Source organism: Bacillus sp. YBsi01, from assembly GCF_038406745.1.
Lineage (GTDB): Bacteria > Bacillota > Bacilli > Bacillales > Bacillaceae > Bacillus > Bacillus siamensis.
Genome location: NZ_CP151679.1, coordinates 821,107 through 829,875, shown reverse-complemented (window position 1 = coordinate 829,875; position 8,769 = coordinate 821,107). Strand labels below are relative to the sequence as shown.

The window sequence follows — 8,769 nt, the reverse complement described above, 5'->3', positions numbered from 1 at the left end:
CCTCCATTTCATCTGTATGTCTTATACTCCGTACATCGTCGTGATTCGTTTTTTCACTTCATCATCATGAAACGTCTGGTCATGCATGATTAACTCTTTCTCAATGACGGCCGGAAGCTGCTCGCGAAACGGCGTCACCAAGTGCCTTTTCAATGTGATTAACGAGTTTCTCGGTTTTTCCGCAAGCTCACGGGCCAGTTCCTGTGCGTATCCCAATACTTCCTGCCTCGGAAGCACTGGAAAAGGCACCCCTCTTTTCTCCAGATCACCGCCGCGGTAATGGCCTCCGTTTAACAGCATTTCATGTCCGAGGCTTGGCCCAAGCTTCTGCGGAACGATGAAGGTAGCGCCCATTCCGGGGGTGAAGCCGTATTTCATAAAGTTTGCGGTATACACGCTTTCTTTGCTTAAAATGACAAAATCACTGAAAAGCCCCATGACAAACCCGCCTCCGATTCCGTGACCCTGCATCGCGGAAATGACGGGGATATCACATTCCAGCGCCAAAGAGTACATCCGGTCTTCCGTAAATTTCGTGATGCCCTGCTGAATCCTGAGTAAGCCTTCCTGTGTGCCTCCGGAAGCAAAGTAATGACCGTAGCCTGTTAAAATCACAGCTTTATAGACGGACGATTTTTTAATACGGGCGAAAGCCTCCATCAATCCATCCGTCAGCTCTTTGGAGAAGGCATTTTTGTGGGTTTTATCCTGCATTGTCACTTGGATAATTTCCGATTCAATTTCGAGCAGTTCAACTGCGGCGTTCGGCATGATATCCTCCTAACTGTTCTCCGTTTCCCAAGGAAGCCGCCCCGTTTCTGCATAACGGATGATGGCTGATTGGTTATCCTGATCTGAAAACATCGCTTGATTTTCGGCTAAAGCAGCGGATTTCGAACGATGAACAAGGTCGTTTAAGGAATCCATGTATCGTTTGTAGCGGATGACTGCTTTTTTCGACAGCGGACGAAGGCGCAGCAAATGCTTTCTCAGCTCTGTTGCGCTGTCCGAAACGCATACGTCACAAAGCCCCCATTCAAGCGCCTGCCTTGCCGGCACGGGCTTTGTCATAATCGTCATATAATGCGCCTTTTGAAATCCGATTCTTTGAATTAAAAACGGCAGAACGCAGGCGGGATACAGCCCGAATAACAGCTCAGATAAACTGAATGAAGCACTCTCGTCTGCGATGACGATATCGCACGCGGCAGCAAATCCGACACCTCCCGCATTTACTTTTCCGCGCACGCGGGCGATGGTGATGTACGGCCCGGATTTTAATGCCAGCCACAAACGGTAAAGCGGCTCCTGTGATTCCGCATGCTGCATGCCCTGTCTCATTTTCTCGTACATCTCATCGAAATCCGCCCCGAAACAAAATACCTCCGGCAGCCCTTCAAGCACTACGGAGGTAATGGAGTCCCCACATTCAGAAAGAACATGCAGACATTCCTCCACTAAACGCTCATTAATCGTATTGTTGGCTTCAGGCCGATAAAAGGTGATGAAACAGACATTTTGCTGAAAACGGACCTTTATCGTCTCATAGGTCACGGGATCCACCTGTATTTCCGGTGAAATTCCGTGATTTCTTCCAAATATAAACGGGGGCTTCCGGTATGATGGTCTAAGATGTTCGGAAGCATATTCATGTCCAATTTGACATTCCGGGTTCCGAATTTGACCAAACCGCTGCCTTTAAACAGTTCTTCATACTCCTCCATGGACAGCCTGTATCTGTCGTTCAGATGCTCTTCTATCTTGAAAGAATGCTGCCGCGCCTGTCCCTCAGGCGTTACAACACCGCTGTAAAATTCCGAACAGCATCCTGACCCGTAGGAGAAACAGCCGATCCGTTTAGAAGTGCCGAATGCCCCTTGGTCAATCGTACTGGCAAGAGCCAATAAAGAGGCTGCGCCCATAATGTTGCCGACACGTTGGCAGTAGCGGAGCCCCGGCTCTACCCTTGTTTGAAAATCCTGTTCGATCTCAGCGTTTTTCGCTTTTGCAAGCTTGCGCATCATCGTCCGGTGGGCTCCTTTTACCATGCCGCCAAACGGTGTATGGAAGGCAAGGTAGTGAAACGTCTCTTTGTAGTCAGCGCCCGGCACACGGTTTTTGTACTCGCGAAATGTCTGTTCACAGCAATCAAGGTAAGACATCAATGACAAGTCGGCGTCACCGGCTTCACTGTCAGGGATCGGCCGGCATGTATCCATCACCTCATAGCCGTAGTAGCCGTTTGCGCCCGCATCCGCCTGAAATACGATCGGATTTTCACCGATCAATAAGGCGACGGCACCCGCTCCGGCGCTCGGTTCTGCGTAAGACCAATCTTCGCTTAACGCATCGCCGCCTTCGGCAATTAAAAACCGGGAAATATCCGTCGCAACGACAAGCGCTTTCGCTCCTGGGGACGTCTGGGACAAAATAAAGTTAAGCGCCATCTGCAGGCCCGCCGTTCCTGAATAGCAGGCTTGCTTCAGTTCAAATAAACGGCAGTTCCGGTTGAGACCTAAGTAATCATGAATATATGTACTGAGTGATTTTCCGAAGTCGATGCCGGACTCCGAGCAGGTAATCAGCAGCTCGATTCTGTCTTTTTCAGCCTCTGTCAATCGGTCGATAATCGGCTTTGCCGCGTTAACGCCGAATGTAACGGGGTCTTCATAGGGAAGCGCCACCGCTTTTTCTTTCATCAGTAAATTCTCAAATCTGGCAGAGTCTAAGTTTCTGTACTCCGCCAGCTGCATGACATCGAGGTATGCCGTCCCGCCAAACACATTTATCGCTTCTATTCCGGCAGCAGTCATGAACTTCGCCTCCAATATGAATTTTGAGCTTCCGATTTTTGCGCCGTTTTATCAGACGGCCTGTACCTTTTCATAAAGCTTTTCAGCCAATTCGCCGATGTTTGAGACTCCTGTCAGCTCCACACGCGGGATCTGCAAAGATAATTCCTCCAGCATCATCGTGATAATTTCTGCACGATCCACTGAATCCGCCCCCAAATCAACTAAACGGTCTTCATGTGAGAGCCGTTCGCCTTCTAAATCAGGCAAAACCTCGTAAATTGTGTTCTGCAGCAATTCAAAGATTCTATCTTTACTCATTGTCAGTTCCTCCCTGTTTCATCCTTTTTATGAATATTCCATGTTTTCAATCTATCATTTCGTCTTGTCAACACGTTTGCAAAAATGAACGTAACTTCTGATTCAAAAGCGAGGCCGTCTCTTCCATCAGCCGCAGGCCGATTCCATCGGCATGGCGGTTTTTCCAGGATTCCAGCTCCGTACCTTTCACCCATTGATTAAAGGCTCCCAATGCCGGCCCGCAATGAATCTGGTAATCTACCTTGGCATCGGGATCTCCTTTAATTGCCGAGGCGGAGCTTTGCCTGAAATACCATTTGAATATGAGCGCCATTTTCTGTTTCGGATTCCGTTCGGCTTTTGAAATGTCTTCTCTCGAATAGTGCGCCTTCACTTTTTCATAAACACTGCTTACACTTGCCTTAAAATACTTCTCTTCTATTTGTCTGATTGTCTTTTCATCAATTTCTTCAATTGAGCCGTGACGCTGATACAGTTCATGCAGTTTAGCGGCGCGGGTCGGGAAGAACAGTCCTTTCTTTAACACCTGCACTTTGCTGCCTGATTCAAACATATCGCCGGCCGGCGCGTAAGCCGTGTCCTGTACATTCATCTGCTGAAGCAGATCCTTGACGGGAATGCTTGTCGCCGCTTCAACGGTGCATTGGTTAATGGACCCGGTCACAATAAAATCAGCGCCGAGCATAAATGCGGCCATGGCAGCCTCAGGCGTTCCGATTCCCCCTGCGGCTCCGATACGGACGGTTTTGCCGTATCGATATTTTTTCATCATGTCATCTCTTAAACGGACGATCGCCGGCATGAGGCTGTAAGCAGCTCCGCCGTCAGTATGGCCGCCCGAATCGGCCTCCACGCAGATGTCATGCGCAACGGGTATTTCTCTCATCAGATTCGCTTCCTCAGCGGTAATCTTGTTTTCGGCTGCAAGCTTTTGCAACATATGATCAGGCGCCGGGCTGAGAAACGCTTCCGCTACTTCCGGACGGGACAGTTTGGCAATAATCCGCTGACGCGCTGTCACTTGTCCGTCAGCACCTCGCTTTAACCCCTTAGCGCGAAACCTGACTAAAGCGGGAGTAACCGTTAAAAATGCTGATGCTTCCAAATTCTGCACCCCATGCTTCAGTAAAAGATCAACCATTTTTTCTTCAGAATCTGCATGCTTCATATTATGTACAACATTTATGCCGAAGGAACCGCCGTCACGAAGCTCATGCTGAATTGACAAAATGGCGTCCTCCGTCTGTCCGATGCTTAATCCGCCTGTTCCGAAAAAGCCCATCATTCCTTTTTTGGCCAGCCTGACGACCATCTCCTTCGAAGCGATTCCGCGGTACATGCCGCCGGCCAGATAGGCGTATTTCAGCTGATAATCACGTTTAAACTCTTCATTTCCTAAAGATGCCGCCGTAATTGAGCTTTTTTCAGCCGCAGCCGGAGCTTTGATTTCATCTGTTATCGGCTTCGCTTCAGCTGTAATTCTTTGTATCAGCCCGGTCAGCACTTTTCCGGGACCGATTTCTTCAAAGCTCATGTTCTTTCGTCCCATTAAGAAACGGATGCTGTCTGTCCAGTTCACAGATCCCGTTATTTGCGCGGCGAGTGTCTCTTTCAGCTCACTCTGCTCATAAGGCCTTGCCGTCACATTTGAAATGACCGGAATGGACAGCGGCTTAAAATGGAAAGATTCAATAAACCGTGAAAACTCCTCCTTCGCCTCGAGCATGTATCTGGAATGAAAAGCGCCGCTGACATTTAAGCGGTGAACCATTTTCACGCCATTTATAGATTCAAATACGGATGCCGCTTTTTCAATATCTTCTTTATATCCGGAAAGGACAATTTGCTGCGGTGTGTTCATGTTGGCGATATCAACCATATGTAATTGATATTCTCTTAAAACGTCCGTCACCTGCTCATGAGTCAGGCCGATCACCGCTGCCATGCCGCCTCCTTTTGCGCGGCTCATCAGTTCGCCCCTCTTTTTGACCAGCTGCAAGCCTTCTTCAAAATCAAAGGCTCCCGAGGCGTATAACGCGTTATATTCTCCTAAACTGTGTCCGGCGGTAAAATCCGGTTTCAAGCCGGTTTCTTCTGTTTTTTTCAAATAACTCAGGGCATTGACGACATAGAGTGCCGGCTGAGTGAATTGAGTCTGATTGAGACGTTCTCCGTCCCTGCACAGCTCCTGAACGGAATATCCGAGAATATGATCGGCCTTAGCGGTTAATTCAGGGTAGCGGCCGAACAGCTCCTCTCCCATCTCTACTCTTTGCGAACCTTGGCCGGGAAAAACAAAGCTGATCATCTTACAGTCTCCTTCCGGGCGATGATAAAATGATGTCTTCGATTTGCTGCAAATGGGTTTGTTCTTTATGGAACGGCGTCATAATGGTACGGATGCGTTCAGCCGATCCTGCGGGAAGAATCTGTTTGGCAAATGCGGCCAATGTTCCGGAAGGCCCGGCATCGATATACAATCCCTTTTCGCGGCTTTCAGCAAATTGAAGCGCTTCGCGGAATCGAATCGGCTTTCTGACGGCATTCCAGAAAAAGTCCGCTTGAATATCCGTCTCAGCCTCTCCAGTCGCACTGGAAATGAACGGAATAAACGGAGTCCGGATTGATTTCTGAGCCAAAAAGCGCTTGTACGGATGCTCCACCTGATCAACCATCGCTGAGTGAAACCCGTATGATACCGGCAGCAGCTGATGAGGAATCTGCTTTTCTCTCAGCTCGTCCATGATTTTTCTGATGTGTCCCTGCTCTCCAGAGATGACAAAGTGAGATTGATAGTTAACAGCGGCCAATTCACTATTTTCATGGAGCAGCGGATCATCTTGGTATAATTTCGGATTCCCCAGTACCGCAAGCATGCTGCCGTTTCGGCATGTTTCCGTAATGATTTCGGCCTGCTCCAGCACGCAATCTAAAGCGTCTTCGGGGCTGAGCACACCTGACACAGCGGCCGCCGCATATTCTCCGAGGCTCGCTCCGATTACACAATCGGGACGTATGCCTTTTTGTTCCAAAGCATACGCGAGTGCGTACTCAGCCATAAAAATGGCGGGATGGCTGAAAAGAAGGCGGTCAAATGGATCGGACAGACGATTGGCTGTATGATAAATCTCTTTAAGGACAGAAACACCGAAACGGCTGGCGGCAAAATCGTCCAAGTCGAGCATTTTCTGCCGAAAAACGGCGTTATGTGCAAACAGCTCTTTTCCCATGTGATAATATTGGGAACCCTGTCCGGAAAACATGAAAACAATTGGCTGGCTCATTTGTTCTCCTTTTCGCTGCATATTTTTTTAAAATATTGATTTGTGAGTGTTTCGTGATGTCGTGAAGTGAAGTGATCGTGATGTTGTATGACTGGGCAATGTTGTGTGAGAAAAGAATTTTGTCTTATGATCCGCTACATCGCGGGTAAAGTTTCAGTTTCTTTTTTGATGCGGTGAATAAGTCCTGTCAGCACATGGCCCGGGCCTACTTCTTCAAATTCCATCCGCCCGATGTTCAGGAGATAGCGGATGCTGTCGTGCCATCGTACTGAATGGTCGATCTGATCAGCCAGAACGGAGGGGATTTCGTCTTGTTCATAAGGTCTGGCATGGACGTTAGAAATGACAGGAATTGATATAGCAGAAAAATGAAATGACTGTAAAAATTTTTCGAACTCTTGTTTTGCTTCACTCATATATCTCGAGTGAAAAGCGCCGCTTACGTTTAACGGATGAAACATCGTCACATCTTTTATTCCTTCGAATACGCTTTTGGCTCTTTCAATGTCTTCTTTTCGTCCGGAGATGACAACTTGATGAGGAGAATTCATATTGGCAATATCAATCGTATGTAATCCGTTCGTTTGAAGGACATCTGCCGCTTGAGGTGCAGTTAATCCCATAACGGCGGCCATTTTTCCGTCAGTGGCCATACTCATTAATTCGCCTCTTTTACGGACAAGCTGCAAGCCCGTAATAAAATCAAAAGCGCCTGCGGCAAACAGCGCATTATATTCTCCCAAACTGTGGCCGGCCACATAATCCGGCTTTATGTCATTGTCTTGGATTTTTTTCAAATAGCTTAACGCGTTGACTACATATAAAGCGGGCTGAGTGAACTGCGTCTTGTGAAGGTTGGAATACGGATTCTCAAGGCAAAGCCGTTTCATAGAATATCCGAGTGTGTCATCAGCCTGCTCAGTTAAGTCTTTAAATTCATCAAACAATGAACTTCCCATTCCCTGTTTTTGAGAACCTTGTCCTGGGAATAAGTATGTAATCATTTTCTCAGCCATCCTTTCTCGGATTCAGTTAAGAAGCATGTTCAAATTGATAGTAACTTCACAAAAATACCATGTCAAGTTAATTTATCCTATGCGGACTCCTGAATAATGCCTATTTTTTCCCAAGGGAAGGAGTGTTTAGGTCTTTCGGAACGGATATAAGCAGAATGTCCCACCCAGCCTACCCTGCGCTCCTTCCCGCAAACCCTTGTTACTCAGGCATAAATCGACAAAAAGAAAGCAATTACTATCATTTCATTTCAGACATTTCTAATCCCGAAAGAAAAAGCAGTTAAATAGAACTAAATTACACGCTACTTAAAATGAAACAGCCCTTTTTGATTTTTTCTAGTGCGAAAATTCACGAAATGTTCTTTTTTGTCAATTTGAAAGTAAATATTGTTTTTCAAAAGACTCTCCATTTTTTGACCCGGTTTCTCCCCGAAAGAATGCCCAGGATATACTCGCACATGCGGCGGAATGGAGGCTTTGATCCGCTGTATACTGTTAAACATATCTTCCGCAGAACTGCCTCTGTCCTGACATATTCCGCAACCTTCGGTAAACACGGTGTCACCGGTAAAAAGGTGATCAGAAAGCAAATAGCACATCCCTCCGGCCGTATGTCCCGGAGTCAGTATGCTCTTGATGATAAATCCCCCCGCTGCAAAGGTCTGACCGTCTTCAAGCGCTATTAAGTTTTTGCACCGGAATTGATAGTAATCGATTTCAGCTGACGACATGTATACATCAGAGTGATAGATTTGCTGAAGCGGCTCCGCCAAGTTTACATGGTCATAATGTGAATGTGTTAATAAAACAGCTGATAAATCAACATCCAATTCATGCAGTTTATCGGTTATTTTGTCGATTTCCCAGGACGGGTCCACCGCTATCGCAGATTTTTTTGAACGGTCTGCGATAATATAACAATAGTTGGACCACATCTGGTGATAGGTTTTAATTTGATGCACTTCATATGTATGATCCATTGTCACCATTCCCATTCAAAAGATCCGGGCAGACTGCTGCCGCCGCCCAGCCGGCTGTAACCACTTTACCAGATGACAACACGTTTTTCCATGGATTTTCCGGTAAAGATAAAAAACTGTTCAAATCAACCAAAAGAACCAGCCGTCGGTATTTAACATTTATTATCGTAATATATAAGTAAATAAGAATATTCATTTACATGAATACTTTAGGAGATTTTATTCAGAAAATGAAGAATGGTATAATTTCCGGATAAAAAGAATAAAAACAAATCGAGTTTTTATTTGGAAAAGGAATTGCCGAAATAGCCAGAGAGTATGGTCAGTCTTTAAATCGCTCTCAATCTTGATTCTTATTTCAATCCTTTTCTTCAAG

8 protein-coding genes are annotated in these 8,769 nt (G+C 46.6%); all 8 read right to left on the bottom strand.

From position 1 onward, the window contains the following. Positions 1-21 precede the first annotated feature (21 nt). Complete coding sequence (locus tag AADZ70_RS04530; RefSeq protein ID WP_049628507.1) at positions 22-771, bottom strand: polyketide synthase; 750 nt, start codon at positions 769-771, stop codon at positions 22-24. 9 nt (positions 772-780) lie between these two features. Continuing rightward, positions 781-1,554 (bottom strand): enoyl-CoA hydratase/isomerase, encoded by a 774-nt coding sequence (locus AADZ70_RS04525; protein ID WP_342007782.1) that lies wholly within the window; start codon positions 1,552-1,554, stop codon positions 781-783. Continuing rightward, a complete protein-coding gene (locus tag AADZ70_RS04520; RefSeq protein ID WP_342007781.1) occupies positions 1,551-2,813 on the bottom strand; it encodes a hydroxymethylglutaryl-CoA synthase family protein in 1,263 nt (420 codons plus the stop codon). The genes AADZ70_RS04525 and AADZ70_RS04520 overlap by 4 nt, the downstream gene beginning before the upstream one ends. Positions 2,814-2,864: 51 nt before the next feature. After that, positions 2,865-3,113: an acyl carrier protein gene (locus AADZ70_RS04515; protein WP_016936047.1), complete on the bottom strand. Its 249-nt coding sequence runs from the start codon at positions 3,111-3,113 to the stop codon at positions 2,865-2,867. Positions 3,114-3,180: 67 nt separating this feature from the next. Continuing rightward, the gene (fabD, locus tag AADZ70_RS04510) at positions 3,181-5,421 is read right to left on the bottom strand and encodes an ACP S-malonyltransferase (protein ID WP_342007780.1); all 2,241 of its coding nucleotides are present in this window, start codon (positions 5,419-5,421) and stop codon (positions 3,181-3,183) included. 1 nt (position 5,422) lies between these two features. Then, complete coding sequence (locus AADZ70_RS04505) at positions 5,423-6,397, bottom strand: acyltransferase domain-containing protein (protein WP_342007779.1); 975 nt, start codon at positions 6,395-6,397, stop codon at positions 5,423-5,425. A gap of 134 nt (positions 6,398-6,531) precedes the next feature. Further along, the gene (gene fabD, locus AADZ70_RS04500; protein ID WP_342007778.1) at positions 6,532-7,401 is read right to left on the bottom strand and encodes an ACP S-malonyltransferase; all 870 of its coding nucleotides are present in this window, start codon (positions 7,399-7,401) and stop codon (positions 6,532-6,534) included. Between the two features lie 314 nt (positions 7,402-7,715). After that, a complete protein-coding gene (locus AADZ70_RS04495; RefSeq protein ID WP_327814262.1) occupies positions 7,716-8,393 on the bottom strand; it encodes an MBL fold metallo-hydrolase in 678 nt (225 codons plus the stop codon). Positions 8,394-8,769 lie beyond the last annotated feature (376 nt).

Excerpts from the sequence above, each read along its gene's own strand:
- AADZ70_RS04530 (WP_049628507.1), bottom strand. The coding sequence starts at position 771 with ATGCCGAACGCCGCAGTTGAACTGCTCGAAATTGAATCGGAAATTATC.
- AADZ70_RS04520 (WP_342007781.1), bottom strand. The coding sequence starts at position 2,813 with ATGACTGCTGCCGGAATAGAAGCGATAAATGTGTTTGGCGGGACGGCA.
- AADZ70_RS04515 (WP_016936047.1), bottom strand. The coding sequence starts at position 3,113 with ATGAGTAAAGATAGAATCTTTGAATTGCTGCAGAACACAATTTACGAG.
- fabD (WP_342007780.1), bottom strand. The coding sequence starts at position 5,421 with ATGATCAGCTTTGTTTTTCCCGGCCAAGGTTCGCAAAGAGTAGAGATG.
- AADZ70_RS04505 (WP_342007779.1), bottom strand. The coding sequence starts at position 6,397 with ATGAGCCAGCCAATTGTTTTCATGTTTTCCGGACAGGGTTCCCAATAT.
- fabD (WP_342007778.1), bottom strand. The coding sequence starts at position 7,401 with ATGATTACATACTTATTCCCAGGACAAGGTTCTCAAAAACAGGGAATG.
- AADZ70_RS04495 (WP_327814262.1), bottom strand. The coding sequence starts at position 8,393 with ATGGATCATACATATGAAGTGCATCAAATTAAAACCTATCACCAGATG.